Here is a 16,593-nt window from a genome sequence, read left to right as displayed (position 1 = left end):
CTGCGGGTTAGAAGCCGACCCGGGTCGGGTACTGCTCGGGCCCGGCGGCTGGCGGCGGCAGCATCGCGAAGGGCGCCCGGTCCACCGGGAGCGGCGTCGGGGCGGGCGAGGCGTGCCGGTGCTGCTCGGGCGACGGGGCGGCGCCTTGCGACGTCTGCTGGGTGCCGTGCGCGATCTCCAGGGTGCGGCCGACCGTGTCGACCTTATCGTACGTGCTCAGCGAGCGCTGGTGCTCGGCCTGGGCGCGCTTCAGCTCGGCGCCGGCCGCCTTCTCCTCGATCGCCGTGAGCGCCGTCTGCATGGCGATCTGCTTCTGCTGCTGCGCCTGCGGATCCTGCTGCTGGGTCGCGAGCAGCTCGCGCATCTTGGCGACGAAGCTGTCCGGGAACGGCGAGTAGGGCAGCACCTCGAGGAGCACCTGCGGGGTGATCATGTCCCGGATGATCGGCAGCACCGACACGAAGGTCTGCCAGACCACCTGCTGCTGGTTCGGCGACGAGGGCGCCTCGTCGATGATCACGTCGAAGTCGCCGGCGGTCTGGTCGCGCAGGAGCGGGATGACCTTCTGGCCGGCCGGCCCGGTGATCCGCACGAGGCGGCCGTCCGAGAGGTAGCGCTGGATGAAGTAGAGCCGCACCCGGCCGATGTGCTTGCGGGCCCGCCGCAGCGCGTTGAACGCGGTGGCGAGGATGTTCATCGCCGCCTGCTTGCGATGGTACTCCAGGATCCCAGCCTGCTCCTGCTGCTGCTGGCCGAGCAGCTCCAGGTTCACGCCCGAGGAATCGCGGATGGAGCCGATGGCGAACTCCATCATCTGCCAGTGCCCGGCGGGCAGGACCGGCAGGGGCTTCTCCTTGATCGCGCCGGAGCGCAGCGCGCCCGGGTTCACCCAGGTGGTCGCGCCCGGCTTGGCCGCAGACGCCTCGAACTGCCGGACGTCCTTCACCGCCGAGGTTTCGGCGAAGTGGCCGCCCTTGGACTGCCGGTTGAGCATGTCCATGGTCTGGCTCAGCCACTTGTTGGCGAAGCGCTGCGGGTCGCGCATCGGGCGCACGATCCCGAACCACGAGCCCTTGTTCTGGTCCCGGTCGCCCGTGAGGAACGCGTAGGAGAAGCGGTCACCGGCCGGGGCCGGGCCCTCCTCCAATACGGTCGCCCCGAGGAACGCGCGCCGGTAGACGCGCTTCATCTGGTGGAACACCTGCACCGGCGGCATGCCCATCGCGGCGGCGCGCTGGACCAGCACCTTCGCCTGGGCCGGGTCCATGTCCATCGGCTCGCCGCTCTGCGGGTCGATGACGATGGCGACCTTTTTCCGCTCCCACCACTGCACCTCGACGATGGTGACGCGGTCGGTACCGGCGTCGGCCGCCTCGCGGCGGTCCATGCGATGCTCGCCGGGCTGGAGCTGGTGGTGCGGCTCGCCGCCGTCGCGATCCTCGGCCCAGGCCGCGTCGAGGTCGGACGGGTCGGCATCCGGGAACAGGCCCTCGGCCTCGGCCCGGTCCATCGTCTTCGCCCGGAACACCCGGCGCGCGTCGGACAGCCCGCGCTTCGTCGCGGTGTGGTCCCAGAACATCTCGAGCGGGTTGACCCGGTCCTCAACGTACGCGCCGTCCGGGTTGATCTCGTAGTCCAGGCGCTGCTCGATCACGCCGACGCCGCAGATCACGGCATCCACGAAGGCGTCGCTCTCCTCGTCCTCGGCGTCGGCCTCGTCCGCGAGGTAGCGGGAGGCCTCGGTGAGCACCTCGTTCAGCGCCGCGTCGCCGACCTCGCGCGGCAGGTACTGGATGTCCTGGCGGGTCGAGACCTCGGAGCCCGCCACCGCCTTGATGACCGGCAGGACGCGGTTGAACGTGATCGGGGGCCGGCCCTGCTCCTTCAGCACCGCCTCATCGGCAGCCGACCACTGGTGGCCAGCCACGAAATCGAAGTCCTCTCGGGCGTCCTCGCGCCACTTCGAGGAGGCGTCCCGGTCCGCGCGGAACCACGCCCGCAGCTTGCGGAACAGGGCGTCGCGGTCGAGTTGCTCCTGCTCCTCGGGCGAGACGGCCTCGTCGGCCGGCGCGTCGGTATCGGTCATGCCGCCCATCCGGTGCCTTGCGTGGTCTCAGCGCGCTCACGGCGACGGCGCCGGTCGTAGCGGTCGTTCGGGGTGTTCACCGGCGGATCGTCCGGCCTGGGCTCGGCGATGGCGACGGCGAAGTAGCGGAAGGCGTCGGCCGCGTGGCTCGCCCAATCGTGGAGCGGGTTCTTCGAGAAGGCCTGCGTCATCTCATCGACGTCGTAGCGGTAGTTCCGCAGCGCCTGGATGCCGTCGGCGCAGCGCTCCTCGTCGAAGAAGCACCGAGCGAACACCTGGCGGGCCGCGTCGATGCCGGATGCCACCGAGAGCTTCGGCGTGATCCGGACCTGATGCCCGGCCGCCCACATCTGCTGCTCGATCGTGCGCTCCGAGGCGAGCAACTCGTTCCGGGCGTCATGCGGGAGCCAGTGCTCGCCGTAGACGTAGCCCTTCCCGCCCTGCTCGACCGGGAGCGCCCGCTCCTTCAGCACATCGAGGTAGTGGCCGAGCGCGTGGCCGCGGTTCTCGTAGAAGTCGATCAGCCGGAACTCGAAGCCGACGATCTGGGCGAACCATATGCTGGTCTTGTCCGCCCGGCCCAGGTCCCAGAACGTGTGAACCGGCTTGGTCGGATCGTAGGGGACCTTCGTGAACCGCTTGGCGGTCGCCGCGGCGAGGATCTCGTTCGCGTAGATCGCGCCGTCGAGGACCTGCTTGCAGTGCCCCTCCCACACCGTGGCATGCGCCACCGGGTCACGCTCGAGCAGGGCGTCCTTCTCGATCCGGAGCTCCTCGGGAAACCACGGGTTCTCGCTCCAATTCACCTTCCGGACGATGGCGTTGCTCGGCGCATTGGCGACGAACCGCTGATAGGTGATGTCGGCCTCAAGCTCCGGATTGAACGTGATCCATATCTCGCTGCCCGGCTTCCGGATCGTGGGGATGAGCGTGTCCCAACTCGATTTCGAGACGCTCTGTGCCTCTTCCACCCAGACCCGGGAGCACCCCTCGAAGCTCTTGATCTTCGATACGTTGTGGCGAAGGCCCGCGAACAGGAACTCGGAGCCGTTGCAGCCGCGGATCGTGGTCTGCTGCACCTCGTAGAAATCGCTGAGCCCGAGGCTCTCGATCTGATCCGCGAGCAACTTATGGACCGAGTCGACGAGCGAGATCTGGAACTCTCGCGTGCAGAGGACGCGCTGCGGGCTTTGCGCCGCCTCGATCAGCAGCGCTCGTGCGAACCCCCAAGACTTACCCGACCCGCGCCCACCGTAGGCGACCTTGTAACGGGCGCGCTCAAACAGAAACGCCAGCGCTTCCGGGAACTGTGCTTGCACCATCCGGCCCACACCTCTCGGCCTTCATGGCCGCCCGGCGCCATCGCTGATCACAGGCCTTCGAGCAGAACCGAACGGGCTTCATGCTCTTGGTCAGCCATTCCGACCCGCAATGCTCGCATACCGCCGGTCGGCCCAGGCGCTCGCGCGTCGCTCGCGCTGAGGCATGTCCGAGCATCCTGATATGAGCCTGCCCCTCTGGCGAGGCACGCCATGCTCCTGCCTTGAGCCGGCCTCGTGCCAGCCCGTCGGTGATTGAGGCTCTCGCCTCGTCGGATAGCTTGCGGTCCCGACCTCTGCCCTTCGCAAGCGCGGCAGCCTGGCGCTCCGTCAGGGGTCTTCCGCTGCACCCTTCGCCGCCGTCGGTTTCATTGATGAGCGCAATGCCCACCGCGCGCATCTCGGCGATCAGCTGACGCTCATGCTCAAATGCATCAAGTTCGGAGACTGCCGGATAGAGCGTGATCAGGATCGCATCCCGGCCATAGCTCTTGATGATGCTGCGGTGGCGACGCTTCCGGCGCGTGGGGCTCAAGTCAAAAGCCCGACGACGTGTGCCCTTCCCCACGTAGAAGACGGAACCGTCTGGTCTCGCGTGGGTGTAAACGAAGAATTGTGCCGGCACGCTCATGTGCCGATACTATCAAGTCCGCCGATCAACCGCCATTCGGTCGAACGAAGGTCACAACAATTCCGGTTGGGATCGCGCCGCCCTCACCATCCCCGTCGATGGGCTGGGTCGGCTTGCCGTAGCCACGATCCAGGATCGCGTTGGCTGCCGCTACGCGCGCGGCCTCGCTCTCGCCGCTCATCGCGATGTCGACGAGGACCTGGATGGCCGCCTCGGTGTGCTCGCGAGCGGCGTCGCGGACGCGGGCCGACGCCTTCGGGCGACCACCAGGGTTGCCCGACTGCCCAGGTTGGAAAGCCATTGCTCGGGCCTTGTTCTCAGAGCGCCCGCACGAACGGCAGCATCTCGGTCGGGACGGACCAGACACCATCGGCATCGGGCTCAAGGTCGACCACCTCGATGCCGGCGAAGCGTGAGGGCTCCCGGGCCTCGGCGGGCCGCATGGTGCGGAAGTCGAAGGCGTCGGATGTCTGCGAGGTGGCCTGACCGAACAGCGTGCTCGCGAGGTTGTCCTCGCGCAGGCGCTGAAGCCGCTCGCTCATCTCGGCCTGGGAGCGGAGCAGCTCCTCGGTCGTGAACGTGGTCGTCGCCATCAGGCCCCCGCCATCCCGTCGACCGCCACGCAGCGCGCCGACAGCGTGCGACCGCGCGGAGCCTCGCCGAACTGCTCGATGGTGGAGGCGTGGCCCTCGCAGGCGAACCGGCCGAGCCAGCGCCGGCCAGAGACCGGGAGGAGGCGGCAGTCGGCGCCGCGGCAGGCACGGACCTCGATGCGGAAGCCGACCGTCTCGGCATGGCCGGTCGCTACCGCCAACATCCACATCAGGAGCGAGACCGCGAGATAGAGCGGGACGATGCGCAGCAACATCAGAGCCGGCCTCCCTGGTGGACGCCGAAGCACCGGAGCGCCTCGTCGTAGGAGAGCTTCGCGATCGGGCCGGCCGGCGCGCCGAGGTCGGGGCCGGTCGACAGCTCGCGCTCGCCACGGTGGACGATCGGCGCGGGCGTGGCCGGCTGACCGCGGAGCAGCCAGCGGAGGACGAGGCGCTTCAGCATGGCCGGGCGTTCCTCATCGCCATGGAGCGCCGGACCTCGAACTCGCCGGCTCGGGCCTCGTCGTACGGGGTCTCGGCCGAGAGCGGCGTCGGCTGACAGAGCAGGCCCTGCCGGCGGAGGTGGTCGCCGTAGGCCTGCGCCGCCGGGTCGCGCTGGAGGCGCTGCGCATGGCGAAGCGCCCGGTCCGCGTCGGCCGGGGTGAAATCGGGGCGAGCTGTCACAGGAACCGCTTTCCGGCGTGATCGTCGAAGGCGCGGGCGCGCCGGTCGTATTTCTGGAGCGTCGTCACCGCGGTGTGCCGGGTGACGTGCATGACCTTGAGGACGTCGGCCCCGGCAGCGAGCGCCGAGGTGACGAAGCCGGCCCGCAGCGAGTGGCCGGAGAACAGCGAGGCATCGAGGCCGGCCGCCGAGGCGTGCCGCTTCACGATGTCGGCCACGGATCGATCGGTGAGGCGCTCGGCCGAGACCGCGCCGCCCTTGCCGACGGCCCGGAACACCGGTCCCGCCGTGATGCCGGCGACCTTCAGCCAGGCGTCCAGCGCCTCGCAGGGCTTGAGCTTCGCGCCGCGCGGGACGGCGATCTCCTGGCCCGCACCTTCCTGGTCCGTCTTGGAGCGGCGGACGTGGACGATGATCCCGTCCGGCACGCGCTCCAGGTCGGCGACGTCGAGGGCGACGAGCTCGGAGCGCCGGAGCGCAGCGGCGAACCCCAGCAGGATCAGCGCGCGGTCCCGCAGGCCTGCCGGGCCGTCGGGGATCTTGCGCAGCATCTTCCGCAAGGTCTCGGCCGTGGCCGGCGCCTTCCGGGTCTGGCGGGTGCCGAGCGCCCGGCGGGCGCCGCGGATCGTGGCCTTAACCGCCTCCGACGCGGTCGGGTTGTCGAAGCCGCCAGCCCGGTGCGCCGCGGCGATGGCCGCCACGTGCAGGTCGATGGTCGCTGGCTTCCGGCCGGTGTCAGCGAGGTGGGCGACGTAGGCCGCGACGGTCAGCGGGTCGGCCGGCATGGGGTCGGCGCCAGCCTCGCGGCACCAGGTCACGAACACGCCGAGGGCCGACGAGTAGGCCGCGCGGGTCCGGTCCGACCGAGAAGCGCCGGCGTAGGCCTTCGCCCGGTCGAGCGGGACGAGCGTATCCGCCGGCGCGGCGGGCACCGGCAGAAGGGACATCGTCACCCCGGAGTGGTCTCGGAACATTTCGAGCGGATTTTTTCCGCCCTCACGCTCTGCGGATCACTTCCGACAAGTTCCCTTGTCGGAGACGATCCGAGGCTCAGATCAGGCCGCTTTTCGCCGCCTCGCGACGGTGAACGGCTTGCCCTTCTCGCTCCGCCCAGCGGTGCCGAAGGTGCGCTTTTCGACGGTCCCGATCAGCGGCCGCAGCTGGCGGATCAGCGACCGGATGCGCCGGCAATGATGGTCGCGGGCTTCGAGGTCGACGTCCTGGCGCCCGGTCGCGCGTAGGCGGCAGAGCGCGAGGCTCTCCTCCTCGATCGCGGTGACGATAGCGTGGGCGCTCATCGGAGACCGATCATGACATGGAACACCGCCCGCGTCTCACGGGCAACGCCTAAGCTGTTCAGCGGGTTCGTTGAAGCTGGGTCCGGACATGCAAACGCCCGGGAGCTTCTCAGCCCCGGGCGTGCGTCTCGCGACGGTCGTGTTTTGCCGGGTTTCGCCCGGCGGGTCAAGACGAAGGCACAACGCCCTTCACGCTGAAGAACTCCAGTACACGCGTCACACCATTTTCTGCCGGCTCATCTAGAATTTGGCGGAGTCTGCGATGCAGTTAGACAGGATGGGGTACGAGTTTGGCGGCATCTATAATGCCTAAAGTTCAGCACTTACCTTGATGTTCGCATTTATCGAAGCAACAAACTTGACAGGAGGCCCAACTGATATCGGTATAGTCTCGCGGTACAATTCTATATTGTCAGCACCGCTAATGACGATTTCGTAATTTCCCGCCCCCGTAAAACGCATAGGAGGAATTTGAAAGTTTATAATTGCCCTATTTTCAGCAGGAGGATCGCCTGGGGCGATGTAGGTTCCTTCTAAATCAATAAAGTTGATCCTATCCGGGCGGACAAACTTTATAGAAAAATCGAATTTCGGAGTTTTTGGCCTAAGCACGATGCTAAAAAACAGAGGGGGCCATGCGGTCGGCGGCTCAGAAAACCTAATATTGCCCTGATAGACGCCAATTAAGATCGCCTTCCCGGAAGCATCCGAGGACACAAAATCGCAGATGTTGACACTTTCGACAGTAAAATGATGCACGTCATCAGCCATTGGTAATTGTTCTTACATGTACAACATCCCCGCCTGAGGATGGGCGAGACTGAAACGCAGTCAGGGTTGTATTCGAGCCAATCGCTTCAGACGAAATTTTGAATCCAGGACTGTAGTCGGTTATCGGACAAAACTTAAACGGCTGTCCGTCGATCAAATCGCTGTATATGTCATAATTGCTTGGAACAATTTTTTCGCGCGCTTTGACTGAGATTTCGATTTTCCCGTTCAAGGCCTCCGCAAGAGTGCCAAGAGTGTTGAGCGTCCAGTTCCCTGGTCCGGCGAGCGAGCGGGTAACCCAAGCGGCGTCGCAACCTACGAGCTTGCAAATGTCCTTCTTCCGCAGCCCTTCCGCTTGCCGCTCAAGCCAAAGATCATAGATCGCGTCAAAAGCAATGTGTTGTGCTCGCGCACGACCTAGCTCCCGCAGGCGATTGGTCTCAGGGCTATCTGATTTCGATAGCGTTTTCTGTGACGTAGTCACTGAGGATATTCCCTCGGAACGGGTTGATATTTGGGAAAAGTTTAGCCCACTCGGCAGAGCAATCTCTGGTCGCTTGACGCCATGTGGAGGAGCCCGCATCGCCCAACATGCCACGGGTATGCATGTGCGTTGCGACAAAAGCATTGGGCGCTACAAAGCGTCCAAACACCCTGATTTGGACCAGTGGCTGTGTGACCCTGAACTCCCAGACATCTGGTGGAGGAGCATCAAGGAGCGCGAGCGATGCTCCGGGCCTCTTGCCACGCAAACGAACGAACATTCGTCTGCCGACGACCCAAGTTTCAAGAAGCGCTTGGACGGATGCCTTGTCGCTGAGGAGGTTGATCGCTGAGTTGGGATCATCGAGAGCCCTCTGCGCCAATGGTGCCAGCCATACTGCCCGCGTGGCCGCCTCGCCTTGGGGAGGGTCGACACGGCGAAGGGCCGACGTGCCTTCGTGCGTTTTTATGAAGGCAGCAATTGACATATAAGTCAACCGGAAAGACGCGCAACCCCTACGCGGGACAGAGCATAAGGAAAGCTGTTGCTGGGAGGTGATGGCGTTGGTGCCTCCTGCAACATAGGGCTATCGAACCTAGCGGGCAACAATCTACGGTATGCCTGCGCCCCGTCGTTCAATCACCTCACCGCTTTTGGGTGAGGGGTCTGCATAGCACCGCTCATACCGGACACGTGGCCGCCAGATCCGATGAAGGCCGAGCAGCGGCCGGGCCAGCAGACCGCACATCAGGCCTCCCCGCCATCCCAGCATCGCACCGCCGTGATGTCTCGCACCCTGCCACGACCGGCGACGGCACGCTGGACATCAGGTTTGGCCTGCGGGGCGTAGCGAGCTACCTCGGCGCCCCAGTACTGGCCATGGCCGTCCGGAACGGCGCGTCCCTGCGCGTCGGTCTCCTCGCCGGTCTTCTGGCCCTGGAAGTAGCGTTCCTGCACGTTCGCCACACCCTCGGCCGCGAAGTCCTCGTCGAGGTTCTCCATCAGGATCCGGAAGTGCTCGGCGATGTAGGCGGTACCGCGGTCGCCACCCTTGCCGCGGGCCTCGGCGAACTGCGCGAAGGTCTGCCGGCCGGTGAGCACCTCGTGAAGGAATCGGGCCCCGGGCACGCCGACCGCGCGGACGACCTTGTCCTTGAGCTTCGCCACCAGCCGGGCGTCGTCGATCGCGTAGATGACCGACAGCTCGTGCGCGATGGTCATGTCCTTCGATCCGCGGACGCCAAAGTCCATGGAGCCGAGCCGGGCGCCGGAGGCGCGCTCGAAGATGGCCTGGACCTGGCGCCCGACCTCGTACTGCGAGACTGTCAGTCGCCCGTGCGAGCGCTCCATCTCCAGCACGTCGACCCGGCGATTGACCGAGGCGAGCGTGCGGCCGCCGGGCGTCCACGGATCGTCAACCGCCACGGCCGCGGTCTCGACCGGCCCGCGCTTGCCCCTGACCGGCTTCGAGAGGTCGGTGCGCGGATCGAAGGCTCCGGCATGGTCGTAACGGTCGCCGCGCGGATCCCGGCGCCGCTCCGGCTTGGCCGCGCGCACGTGGGTGTGGTTGGCCGGCGAGCCGGCGAGGGTGATGGACTTGGCCCTGGACGTCACGTTGACCCCTTTCGGTCGCTGGTCGCGTAGACACGACCGGAATTGGGTCCCGTGTTCGCTTGGGCACCGTCAAGCATTTTCTGTCGAGGCGCCGCAGCCGTTGCAAACAGCCGGTTTTTTTCTGCCGCAATCCTCTGGCAGGCGCGCATCCTCTTCCTGTCGAATGTGCGCCGTTGCATGTGGCGCGCTGCACAGTACTCCGCGATGGACCCGCCGACCTGTCCCTCAGTCACAATCGCCCGCGCCCAAATGAGCAAGATCTTCCGCTCCTCGGAGCGGTCGCCAAGCACCGAGCCGGTAAACGCCAAAATATCGAAGGTTGCACTCGGCTGATCCGCTACTGCACTTTTTAGGGTGTTGCCGCGCGGCGCGTAGATCGGTGTGTAGGGCATCGCCCGGAACGCTGTCTTCAGCCAGCGCTCGACATCAGCGCAGGTCCAAGGCTCACGAGGAGGGGCCGATCCGGAACTGAAGTGCATATTGTACGCGGCGCAAGCGGGAACCCAGTTTTTGCACCTAGATTAGAACAAATTCCCCGAAAAATCAATGTCTATATCTAAGTTGACCGGTTTGCGCAAATAATAATGTCGAAGACTGAAATATACTTGCGATGATTAAATCTCATAGATTATAGATAATCATAAAACAAGGCTGTGTTAAATTCTAATTTGGCGGCAATCTTCAACCAAAATATTCGAAAAGATTTAATGACCGCCAACTTTGTTAGCCTCAGTATGCCAGTAGTGCGCATCAACGATTATTAAGCAGGCGTGACAAATATGCACTCGACTCATGGCCCGCCAGCGATTTCCATGTATACAAGCAATCGTCGGTGATTCCATGCAACTGAAGCACGCCAATGCAGCATTGCTCGCGATTTTTGCGCTGGGTGGATGCTCTTCTCCTTATATAGTTGGCGATCCGTCCACTGGAATACCTGTTGCTGATATCTTGAAATCGATTAAATGCGAAGCTGTGACTTTTTTGGAAGTTAATAGACGCCAAAGAGAGGCATTTGGGATAAGGTTTCGTGCGGGCGACGAGCGGGCGTACCAATTCCCATATCTTGATATAGGAGACGCCCTGTACGCAGGTATATTCGTTGATCTGAAAGATGTCGATACGTTCAGCCTTACCGTAGGAGGCACAAGAGTAGTTCCCTTATCGCCGGAAAAAGCGATAAATTGGACATTTGGTCCATCGGCAAATCAAGTTAACACTTTCGAATTAGTTCAAAATTTTGCAATGCAACAGAACGCTAGCTTGAGCGATCCCCAGGATCTTCCGTTAAATCTGCGACGGACGCATGGGCCGTTAAACGAGCAGTTTCGCTGTTTTGACCGGTTGCGAGATAGCAAATCTGAGTTCATTGACTACGTCAGTTTATCTGATGGAACACGAAATGATTTAGCGCGTTTCGAACGGATATATGTCAATGGCTCTATAACATTATCTCAATGGCTCTATAACGTTGCAAGTACCATGTCAAAGAATTTCTTGTCTAGTGTAGAAAATCGGGAAGTACTAGCGCCAGGCCAGCTATCATATAGCTTCGTCTTTAACTACACGCTTGGTCTAAATGGAAAATATTCTTTGGTAGCTTCTCTATGGAGGCCGCTCGACATTGGCGGATCAGTTTCAAAAGAACACACGAGCAGCTTCCAAATGATTTTCAACACAAATTACGCGATAGCGGCTGCCGGGGCGCGAAATGGATCGGTCGAAAAGGATAGCATTCAAAATCCTCTAGCCATTCTCCTTCAGGACCGAACCGCACCCCCTAGAAGGCATGGTGAAAATTTTCTTCGAGGGGATTCGCGACGGGCTTCCAGACAGCTAGATATCCCTCCATCAACGCAGGATAGAGCACGACAGAGAAGCTTCGACGAGAAAAACAACCCATCTCTTATATTCCGAGCACCTCTCGCACTGCCGTCAACGATTCCTCCCCCTTGATCATTATATGCAGATCTAGTTCCGGAGCTATTGATTGCCGGTCGATGTCTTTTACGATATTAATCTGATAATCAAAAAGATCCTACTTCAGATAAGCGGAGGCGTTATCGCTTTTGCGATAGTGGAGCGCTGGACTGAATATGAAAGGTTGATCATTAAGTCGTCCGCCGGATGGCCACATCTTGGCCGGTAGCGGTCTGGTGTCAGGCTAAAGGTCGAAAGTGTACCATAGGGTCTTTTGATTTCGACCAGCGAAGAGGCTGGCAAGGCCGCTTGGTCGATTGCGTTCCAGATTTCGGCCGGGGTGAGCGTGTTGGCACTGGGGCGCGGTTCCCGCCGCGGCCGCGGATCTCTGCGACGTGCTGTAAATGGCCCCATAGACAGCCGTGAGCACCTCGAGCAGCGTAGAGGCCGGGCGGTGGTTGCTACGGAACCAGGCGGCGATCGCGGCATGAGGGACGGTAGGTCGTGGATTTTGGACATTGTGTCGTCCTATGAGGTCGCGGGTTTAGGCGACATGCGGGACCAGGATCGCCACCCGCGCCTCGATGATCGCGCGGCAGTCCTGGTCGGCGCACGACCACATGCCGTCGCTGCGATTCCGGAAAACACCGAAGCCGAACGAAGCGCCGAACACGCCGCAAGCCGCGCAGGAGCGCTCGACCGGGCGCTTGGCCGCCTGCTCTGCGGCCTCCTCGGCAGCCTGCCGCGCCGCCTCGCGGCGTTGAAGCTCAGCCTTCCAGAGGTCGGGTCTCACGACGCGCCTCCCGTCAGGCCCTGGCGCTGGTCGAGGCGGGCCATCAGCCGGCCGATGTCCGGACCGTGGCCGGTCGCGCGGAGCCGGGCGAGGTCCTCGTCCAGCTTCGCCCGCTGTGCCCGGGCGATCTCGGCCGGCGTCTCGGTGCGGTGCCGCGCAGGCTTGGCCTGCCGCATGCGCTGCAGGTGCGCTTCAGCCGCCTTCGCCACCTCTGCGCGCTGCTCTGGCGTCGGTACGTCGTAGATCTCGGCCTCCAGCACATGCCGGATGTGCAGGATCTGCATTCGAAGGGGGATCAGCCCTTCGCGCGCCTCATCCGCGAACTCGGCCGGGGAGGGCCGGAATCGCTTCGACCAGGGGCGGAGCGTCTCGCCGGACCGGAAGCGCTCTGCCGCCGCGTGAATCGCGGCCAGCGGCAACGCCTTCAGCGCCGACACGTATTCCGCGACGAGTATCTCGTTTTCGTCGTCGCCGCGCCCGCGACCCTGCTCGAATCCCAGCAGCACCCGGGTCACGACCGTGTCGACGTGCCGGGGATTCGAGGCCGCCGTTAGCTCGGCGTTAAGCCGCTCGGCGACGTCGGAGAGCACTCGACGCTCGGCTGTCGTGGCCGCCCTGTCCCGCCGCACGCAGTAGCGGGTCGGAAGGACGGGATGCGCCTCCAGACTGCCATGGAGTGCCGAGATCCTCTCCTCGACCTGAGCCGGCGTCGGGGTCGTTCGCGTCGATGGCAGGCGGTTCGACATCAAGGGCTCCCGTCAGGGATTCGGCGTGTTGGCGGATGAGGCGGGCGGCGAGACCGGTAGGCGCTGGCTGGGCGGGGCGGCCGCGCTCCGGTCGCCGGCCGGTGGCCTCGCGGCGGGCCTGCAGGCGCCGCTCGACCCAGGTCGAGAAATCGGCCAGTTCGCGGCCGTCGGCCTCCTCGATCAGGCCGAGCACCACCACGGCCTCGTCGTGGGCGATGCCGAGCCAGTGGCCGATCAGGCCGCGGGCCGAGTGCTCGGACCGGCCGGTATTGGCGCAGATCAGCCCGATACCTCGGGTCATCAGCTCCCGGCGGAAGCTCCGGGGCTCGTCGCCATCGGCCGCGGCTGCGCCGCCAGCCTGCCCGACGTCGTCGGCCGACCCGTCAGGGTCGGAACCGGGGGTTGGGGAGGGGTTAAGGGGTGGGGGTGGAGGTGCAGGAGGAGGGGGCGGACCATCCGGGGAGGGGACGGGGGGTAACGTGTCATCTGCGGTGTCACGTGACTTCACGTGACGCGTGCGCCCCTGGCGGACCCGGTCGGAGGTCCGGCGCTTCTCGATCGCCTCTACGGCGACCTGTGCCCGGGCGAGCTCCATCGCGACGCGCTGGAGCAACTCGGGATCTAGGCCGGCGCGGGCTAGATCAGCGATGAGGGTGGGATCGCTCATCGGCCTACTCCGCCGCCATAGGCATGGGACCGGGCGCGTGATCGGCCTCGGTGAAGTCCTCCCAAGACATGCGGCTGAGCTGCGTCGGGCCGCGGTGGGAGACGTCCCAGACGAACCACGCGAAGGCCATGTTCGAGGAGGCCTTCGGGCCCTCCCAGCCGTCGCGGTGCATCATCGGCAGCCGCTTGCGGAAGCAATACACCCGGGCCAGCGTGCCGGTGTCGAGGATAGAGCCGCGCGAAATGCTCTCGTAGAACGAGAAGCGCAGCAGCATCATCACGCGCGGGCAGAGGCGCACCGCCTGCTCCACGAAGGCGCGGGCGTCTTTGTAGGGCGGGTTCGTGACGATGCAGTCGATGCCCTCGGGCGCCTCCTCGATCTTGAGGAAGTCGAGGCCCGAGACCTGCCCTTTCCAGCCATAGTCGACGAGATCCGTGGCCAGGACTTCACGACCGGCCGCGCATAGCTCGCGCACGATGGCGCCGGGCCCGCAGGCCGGCTCCCAGATCCGCTGCGGCATCCACTCAATCGCCATCAGCGCCCGCACGGCCACGGCCGGCGTCTCGTAGAGGTCGTTCCCGCGCTCCGAGAGCGCGTGCGCCTTGTTCTCGCGATGGGTCACAGCGCGGAACTCCGAAGGCGCGAGGATTCGGCGCTGGCGCGCTCGACGAGGGAGATGCTTCCGGAGAGCGCGCGGCCCGCGAGGATGGGGAGGTGCCATGTCATGCCACCGCCTCCAGCGGAGGGCGCACGGGGGCGATCGGCTCCAGGGCCGCGCCGTCCGAGAGGCCGCGCACCGTGGCGGTGACCTCGTCGTGCTCCGTGTGCCACTCCAGCAGCGCCCGCACCGCGTTCCGGTCGTTCTCGATGACGCCGTGCCGCTGCAGCAGGTCGGAGATCGCCTTCACCGAATTGTCGAGATCCATGCGGGACGCACGCGGCACGGCCAGCAGGAGGACGTACGGGCCCGGCACGCGGCCGGGCCGCTGCGCCTGGAGGCGCCAGCCAGCGCCGTCGATCCAGGCCCGGTAGACGTCGGACTTGTACGGGCCCTTGCCTCCACCGTGCCGGTAGAGGGCATTCACCGAGGGCGGGACCGGCAGGAGCACGGTGACGGAATCGACCACGCGGCGTCCGGGAGGCGCGAGCACGGGGCCATGAGAAGAGGGCTGGCGGCGCATGGCGATCACCGGCTCGCCACGATGGCGTCTTCGAGGTCGATCTGGCGAGCAGCAGAGCCGCCGCGGCGATTGCGCTTCGCGTGCGCCTCGACGCCGACCGATGCCGACGCGCGAGCGAGGCCAGCACCGGTGGTCTCGACGGGCTCGATGCCCGGCCCTGAGATCGTGATCCGGGCCTCGGCGAACTCCCGGCTTAACGCGGCACGGCCGAGCGGCGTGTCCGCCAGCATTCCGAGGGCCTGCATGTAGAGCTCGAGGATCGCCTCCTGCTCCTGGCGCTCGGAGTGATCCTGCTTGCGGATGCGGAGGATGGTCCGGATCGCCTTCGTGTCGAAGCCGCGACCCTTGGCTTCGGCGAACACCTCTTTGATGTCGCCGAGGATGCCAGCCTTCTCCTCCTCCAGTCGTTCGAGCCGCTCGATGAACTGTCGAAGTTCATCCGCGGCGACGCCATCAGCGGCCGAGACTTGATCGGATGAAGATCTTGTGGCCTTCATAGCTCAACCCGTCGCAGGGGATTTCATCGTCCGCCCGGTCTGTTCGCGCAGACCGGGCGGTTCTCGTTTCAGGGGTGCGGGCGGTTGCCCGGCAGGCGCGGGTCGCAGCCGCCGCGCCGGGGCACGCGCGGCTCCTCGACGACGGGCGAGCGGTCGCCGAGCGGCGCGTGGAACTGCTGCTGCGCGGGGAGGGCCGTCTTCTCGACGAGCAGCTCCGCCATCCGCTCGGCCCAGGCGAGGAGCGTGATCAGCCCGTTCCGCATCAGCACGTTCGCGGCGGTGGCAGGCACGTGCTGCTCGACGCCCTCACGGAGGACGCCGAGATGCCGGGGCAGACTGGTGACGAAGGCGCCGTCGGACATGATCAGGCCGCCGGCTTCGTCTCGTGCGACAGGACCGCGCGCGCGGGCTGGAACACAGCCCGGTTCACGGCCATGAAGCCGTTCTCGATCGCGGTGCGGCCGACGGCGAGCCAGCGCTTGTCGATGTCCGGGCGGGTCGCGAGGCTATCGAGGATTCGCAGCACGCGCTCCTCGGCATCCTTGTTCGCGTTCACCAGGGCCAGCGCTTCGTCGGTCTGCGGCCGGTAGCCCGCGACGGGGAGGCCTTGGTGCTTCTGGTCCGACATCGTCGGCTCCTTCTGTGCGGCGGGAGGGGAAGTCAGGCGGCGTCGGCCGGGAGGACCATCCAGTCCTCGGCGAGCATGTCCGTCTGGGAAGCGAGCCAGCCCATGAGGATCTCGCCCATGGCGGTCTTCATGGTGATGGAGGGGAGCACGGTCGCGGCACCGCCGTTCTGCTCGGCGAAGGCCCGGTTGTGCCGATTCCAGAACTTCTCGGCCGGCAGGTCCGGCGTGCCCTGCGTCAGGGCCAACCACATGCCCTTGCCATTCCAGCCCGCCCGACAGACGCGCTCGCCACCCTTCAGCGCCAGGATCGCGTCGCCGAAACCGAGGCCGGAGGTGAAGGGACGCTCGATCGGCGAGTAGCCGGCCTCGAACACCATCCGCGGCGAGTGCGAGAGGTAGCCGTCGCTCTGGCCCGGGATCGGCTCGTACCGGACGAGCATGTCGCCCTCGGTCGGCGCGCCGCGTGAGGCGAACCCCGCCGGCACGTCGATGAGAATGCCGCCCTTCAGCGCGATCCGACCCGAACCGTCCGATTGGAACTCGGCCGCCACGATCAGGTAGGCCTCGACCTGCTTGTGCGAGACGTGCGTCGGCGAGAACGGCGGAAGCTGGCTGCCGATGACGACACCCTGGTCCGCCGGCACCACGTCGCCGATCGCTGCCTTCGGGCCGATTCCCATC

General features: G+C 65.1%; 23 protein-coding genes and 1 pseudogene. 1 reads left to right on the top strand and 23 read right to left on the bottom strand.

Features of this window, described 5'->3' with window-relative positions; all coding sequences use genetic code 11:
• Nucleotides 1-7: 7 nt before the first annotated feature.
• From GGQ91_RS12315 to GGQ91_RS12250, 14 genes are all read right to left on the bottom strand, one after another.
• Nucleotides 8-2,086 (bottom strand): portal protein, encoded by a 2,079-nt coding sequence (locus GGQ91_RS12315; RefSeq protein WP_246410654.1) that lies wholly within the window; start codon nt 2,084-2,086, stop codon nt 8-10.
• Nucleotides 2,083-3,408 carry a PBSX family phage terminase large subunit gene (locus tag GGQ91_RS12310; RefSeq protein ID WP_210281229.1) on the bottom strand — a complete coding sequence of 442 codons (1,326 nt, stop codon included), beginning with the start codon at nt 3,406-3,408 and terminating at the stop codon, nt 2,083-2,085. The genes GGQ91_RS12315 and GGQ91_RS12310 overlap by 4 nt, the downstream gene beginning before the upstream one ends.
• On the bottom strand, nt 3,365-4,036 hold the full coding sequence (locus GGQ91_RS12305; protein WP_182592057.1) for a GIY-YIG nuclease family protein: 672 nt from the start codon (nt 4,034-4,036) through the stop codon (nt 3,365-3,367). Before GGQ91_RS12305 ends, GGQ91_RS12310 begins: the two co-directional genes overlap by 44 nt.
• A gap of 25 nt (nt 4,037-4,061) precedes the next feature.
• Nucleotides 4,062-4,337 carry a DUF5681 domain-containing protein gene (locus GGQ91_RS12300; RefSeq protein ID WP_182592056.1) on the bottom strand — a complete coding sequence of 92 codons (276 nt, stop codon included), beginning with the start codon at nt 4,335-4,337 and terminating at the stop codon, nt 4,062-4,064.
• Between the two features lie 16 nt (nt 4,338-4,353).
• Nucleotides 4,354-4,629, bottom strand: a complete 276-nt coding sequence (locus tag GGQ91_RS12295) for a hypothetical protein (protein ID WP_182592055.1) — start codon at nt 4,627-4,629, stop codon at nt 4,354-4,356.
• On the bottom strand, nt 4,629-4,904 hold the full coding sequence (locus GGQ91_RS12290; RefSeq protein WP_182592054.1) for a hypothetical protein: 276 nt from the start codon (nt 4,902-4,904) through the stop codon (nt 4,629-4,631). Before GGQ91_RS12290 ends, GGQ91_RS12295 begins: the two co-directional genes overlap by 1 nt.
• Nucleotides 4,904-5,092 carry a hypothetical protein gene (locus GGQ91_RS12285; protein WP_182592053.1) on the bottom strand — a complete coding sequence of 63 codons (189 nt, stop codon included), beginning with the start codon at nt 5,090-5,092 and terminating at the stop codon, nt 4,904-4,906. The genes GGQ91_RS12290 and GGQ91_RS12285 overlap by 1 nt, the downstream gene beginning before the upstream one ends.
• Nucleotides 5,086-5,313 (bottom strand): hypothetical protein, encoded by a 228-nt coding sequence (locus tag GGQ91_RS12280; protein ID WP_182592052.1) that lies wholly within the window; start codon nt 5,311-5,313, stop codon nt 5,086-5,088. Before GGQ91_RS12280 ends, GGQ91_RS12285 begins: the two co-directional genes overlap by 7 nt.
• Nucleotides 5,310-6,260, bottom strand: coding sequence for a site-specific integrase (locus tag GGQ91_RS12275; RefSeq protein ID WP_246410686.1), 951 nt, complete (start codon nt 6,258-6,260; stop codon nt 5,310-5,312). Before GGQ91_RS12275 ends, GGQ91_RS12280 begins: the two co-directional genes overlap by 4 nt.
• A 108-nt stretch (nt 6,261-6,368) precedes the next feature.
• Nucleotides 6,369-6,611, bottom strand: a complete 243-nt coding sequence (locus GGQ91_RS12270) for a hypothetical protein (RefSeq protein WP_182592051.1) — start codon at nt 6,609-6,611, stop codon at nt 6,369-6,371.
• Nucleotides 6,612-6,920: 309 nt separating this feature from the next.
• Nucleotides 6,921-7,382, bottom strand: a complete 462-nt coding sequence (locus GGQ91_RS12265) for a DUF6941 family protein (RefSeq protein ID WP_182592050.1) — start codon at nt 7,380-7,382, stop codon at nt 6,921-6,923.
• Complete coding sequence (locus GGQ91_RS12260) at nt 7,375-7,866, bottom strand: helix-turn-helix domain-containing protein (RefSeq protein ID WP_182592049.1); 492 nt, start codon at nt 7,864-7,866, stop codon at nt 7,375-7,377. The genes GGQ91_RS12265 and GGQ91_RS12260 overlap by 8 nt, the downstream gene beginning before the upstream one ends.
• 747 nt (nt 7,867-8,613) lie before the next feature.
• Nucleotides 8,614-9,480: a hypothetical protein gene (locus GGQ91_RS12255; protein WP_182592048.1), complete on the bottom strand. Its 867-nt coding sequence runs from the start codon at nt 9,478-9,480 to the stop codon at nt 8,614-8,616.
• Nucleotides 9,477-9,872: a hypothetical protein gene (locus GGQ91_RS12250; protein ID WP_182592047.1), complete on the bottom strand. Its 396-nt coding sequence runs from the start codon at nt 9,870-9,872 to the stop codon at nt 9,477-9,479. Before GGQ91_RS12250 ends, GGQ91_RS12255 begins: the two co-directional genes overlap by 4 nt.
• 448 nt (nt 9,873-10,320) lie before the next feature.
• Between GGQ91_RS12250 and GGQ91_RS12245 the strand changes: the two genes are divergently transcribed.
• Nucleotides 10,321-11,436 (top strand): hypothetical protein, encoded by a 1,116-nt coding sequence (locus tag GGQ91_RS12245; protein WP_182592046.1) that lies wholly within the window; start codon nt 10,321-10,323, stop codon nt 11,434-11,436.
• A gap of 508 nt (nt 11,437-11,944) precedes the next feature.
• Here GGQ91_RS12245 and GGQ91_RS12240 read toward each other — a convergent pair.
• From GGQ91_RS12240 to GGQ91_RS12200, 9 genes and pseudogenes are all read right to left on the bottom strand, one after another.
• On the bottom strand, nt 11,945-12,193 hold the full coding sequence (locus tag GGQ91_RS12240; protein WP_182592045.1) for a hypothetical protein: 249 nt from the start codon (nt 12,191-12,193) through the stop codon (nt 11,945-11,947).
• Nucleotides 12,190-12,783, bottom strand: a complete 594-nt coding sequence (locus GGQ91_RS12235; RefSeq protein WP_182592044.1) for a hypothetical protein — start codon at nt 12,781-12,783, stop codon at nt 12,190-12,192. Before GGQ91_RS12235 ends, GGQ91_RS12240 begins: the two co-directional genes overlap by 4 nt.
• Complete coding sequence (locus GGQ91_RS28120; RefSeq protein ID WP_182592043.1) at nt 12,755-13,240, bottom strand: hypothetical protein; 486 nt, start codon at nt 13,238-13,240, stop codon at nt 12,755-12,757. Before GGQ91_RS28120 ends, GGQ91_RS12235 begins: the two co-directional genes overlap by 29 nt.
• 370 nt (nt 13,241-13,610) lie before the next feature.
• A complete protein-coding gene (locus tag GGQ91_RS12225) occupies nt 13,611-14,228 on the bottom strand; it encodes a TRM11 family methyltransferase (RefSeq protein WP_182592042.1) in 618 nt (205 codons plus the stop codon).
• 100 nt (nt 14,229-14,328) lie between these two features.
• The gene (locus tag GGQ91_RS12220; RefSeq protein ID WP_343066783.1) at nt 14,329-14,733 is read right to left on the bottom strand and encodes a RusA family crossover junction endodeoxyribonuclease; all 405 of its coding nucleotides are present in this window, start codon (nt 14,731-14,733) and stop codon (nt 14,329-14,331) included.
• A 281-nt stretch (nt 14,734-15,014) separates the two neighbouring features.
• Nucleotides 15,015-15,284 (bottom strand): annotated as a pseudogene (locus tag GGQ91_RS12215) (DUF2312 domain-containing protein); the annotation flags it as partial.
• A 68-nt stretch (nt 15,285-15,352) separates the two neighbouring features.
• Nucleotides 15,353-15,646, bottom strand: a complete 294-nt coding sequence (locus GGQ91_RS12210) for a hypothetical protein (RefSeq protein ID WP_182592041.1) — start codon at nt 15,644-15,646, stop codon at nt 15,353-15,355.
• 2 nt (nt 15,647-15,648) lie between these two features.
• Nucleotides 15,649-15,912 (bottom strand): Acb2/Tad1 domain-containing protein, encoded by a 264-nt coding sequence (locus GGQ91_RS12205; RefSeq protein ID WP_182592040.1) that lies wholly within the window; start codon nt 15,910-15,912, stop codon nt 15,649-15,651.
• A 32-nt stretch (nt 15,913-15,944) separates the two neighbouring features.
• Nucleotides 15,945-16,592: a DUF2829 domain-containing protein gene (locus GGQ91_RS12200; RefSeq protein ID WP_182592039.1), complete on the bottom strand. Its 648-nt coding sequence runs from the start codon at nt 16,590-16,592 to the stop codon at nt 15,945-15,947.
• Nucleotide 16,593: the final 1 nt, after the last annotated feature.

It is taken from the genome of Methylobacterium fujisawaense (assembly GCF_014138435.1).
GTDB lineage: Bacteria > Pseudomonadota > Alphaproteobacteria > Rhizobiales > Beijerinckiaceae > Methylobacterium > Methylobacterium fujisawaense.
The sequence above is the reverse complement of the archived record's forward strand: the minus strand, read 5'-3'. Positions and strand labels throughout refer to the sequence as shown.

Coding starts and splice junctions, on each gene's coding strand:
- GGQ91_RS12315 (WP_246410654.1), bottom strand. CDS start 2,086: ATGACCGATACCGACGCGCCGGCCGACGAGGCCGTCTCGCCCGAGGAG.
- GGQ91_RS12310 (WP_210281229.1), bottom strand. CDS start 3,408: ATGGTGCAAGCACAGTTCCCGGAAGCGCTGGCGTTTCTGTTTGAGCGC.
- GGQ91_RS12305 (WP_182592057.1), bottom strand. CDS start 4,036: ATGAGCGTGCCGGCACAATTCTTCGTTTACACCCACGCGAGACCAGAC.
- GGQ91_RS12300 (WP_182592056.1), bottom strand. CDS start 4,337: ATGGCTTTCCAACCTGGGCAGTCGGGCAACCCTGGTGGTCGCCCGAAG.
- GGQ91_RS12295 (WP_182592055.1), bottom strand. CDS start 4,629: ATGGCGACGACCACGTTCACGACCGAGGAGCTGCTCCGCTCCCAGGCC.
- GGQ91_RS12290 (WP_182592054.1), bottom strand. CDS start 4,904: ATGTTGCTGCGCATCGTCCCGCTCTATCTCGCGGTCTCGCTCCTGATG.
- GGQ91_RS12285 (WP_182592053.1), bottom strand. CDS start 5,092: ATGCTGAAGCGCCTCGTCCTCCGCTGGCTGCTCCGCGGTCAGCCGGCC.
- GGQ91_RS12275 (WP_246410686.1), bottom strand. CDS start 6,260: ATGTCCCTTCTGCCGGTGCCCGCCGCGCCGGCGGATACGCTCGTCCCG.
- GGQ91_RS12270 (WP_182592051.1), bottom strand. CDS start 6,611: ATGAGCGCCCACGCTATCGTCACCGCGATCGAGGAGGAGAGCCTCGCG.
- GGQ91_RS12265 (WP_182592050.1), bottom strand. CDS start 7,382: ATGGCTGATGACGTGCATCATTTTACTGTCGAAAGTGTCAACATCTGC.
- GGQ91_RS12250 (WP_182592047.1), bottom strand. CDS start 9,872: ATGCCCTACACACCGATCTACGCGCCGCGCGGCAACACCCTAAAAAGT.
- GGQ91_RS12245 (WP_182592046.1), top strand. CDS start 10,321: ATGCAACTGAAGCACGCCAATGCAGCATTGCTCGCGATTTTTGCGCTG.
- GGQ91_RS28120 (WP_182592043.1), bottom strand. CDS start 13,240: ATGACCCGAGGTATCGGGCTGATCTGCGCCAATACCGGCCGGTCCGAG.
- GGQ91_RS12210 (WP_182592041.1), bottom strand. CDS start 15,646: ATGTCCGACGGCGCCTTCGTCACCAGTCTGCCCCGGCATCTCGGCGTC.
- GGQ91_RS12205 (WP_182592040.1), bottom strand. CDS start 15,912: ATGTCGGACCAGAAGCACCAAGGCCTCCCCGTCGCGGGCTACCGGCCG.
- GGQ91_RS12200 (WP_182592039.1), bottom strand. CDS start 16,592: ATGGGAATCGGCCCGAAGGCAGCGATCGGCGACGTGGTGCCGGCGGAC.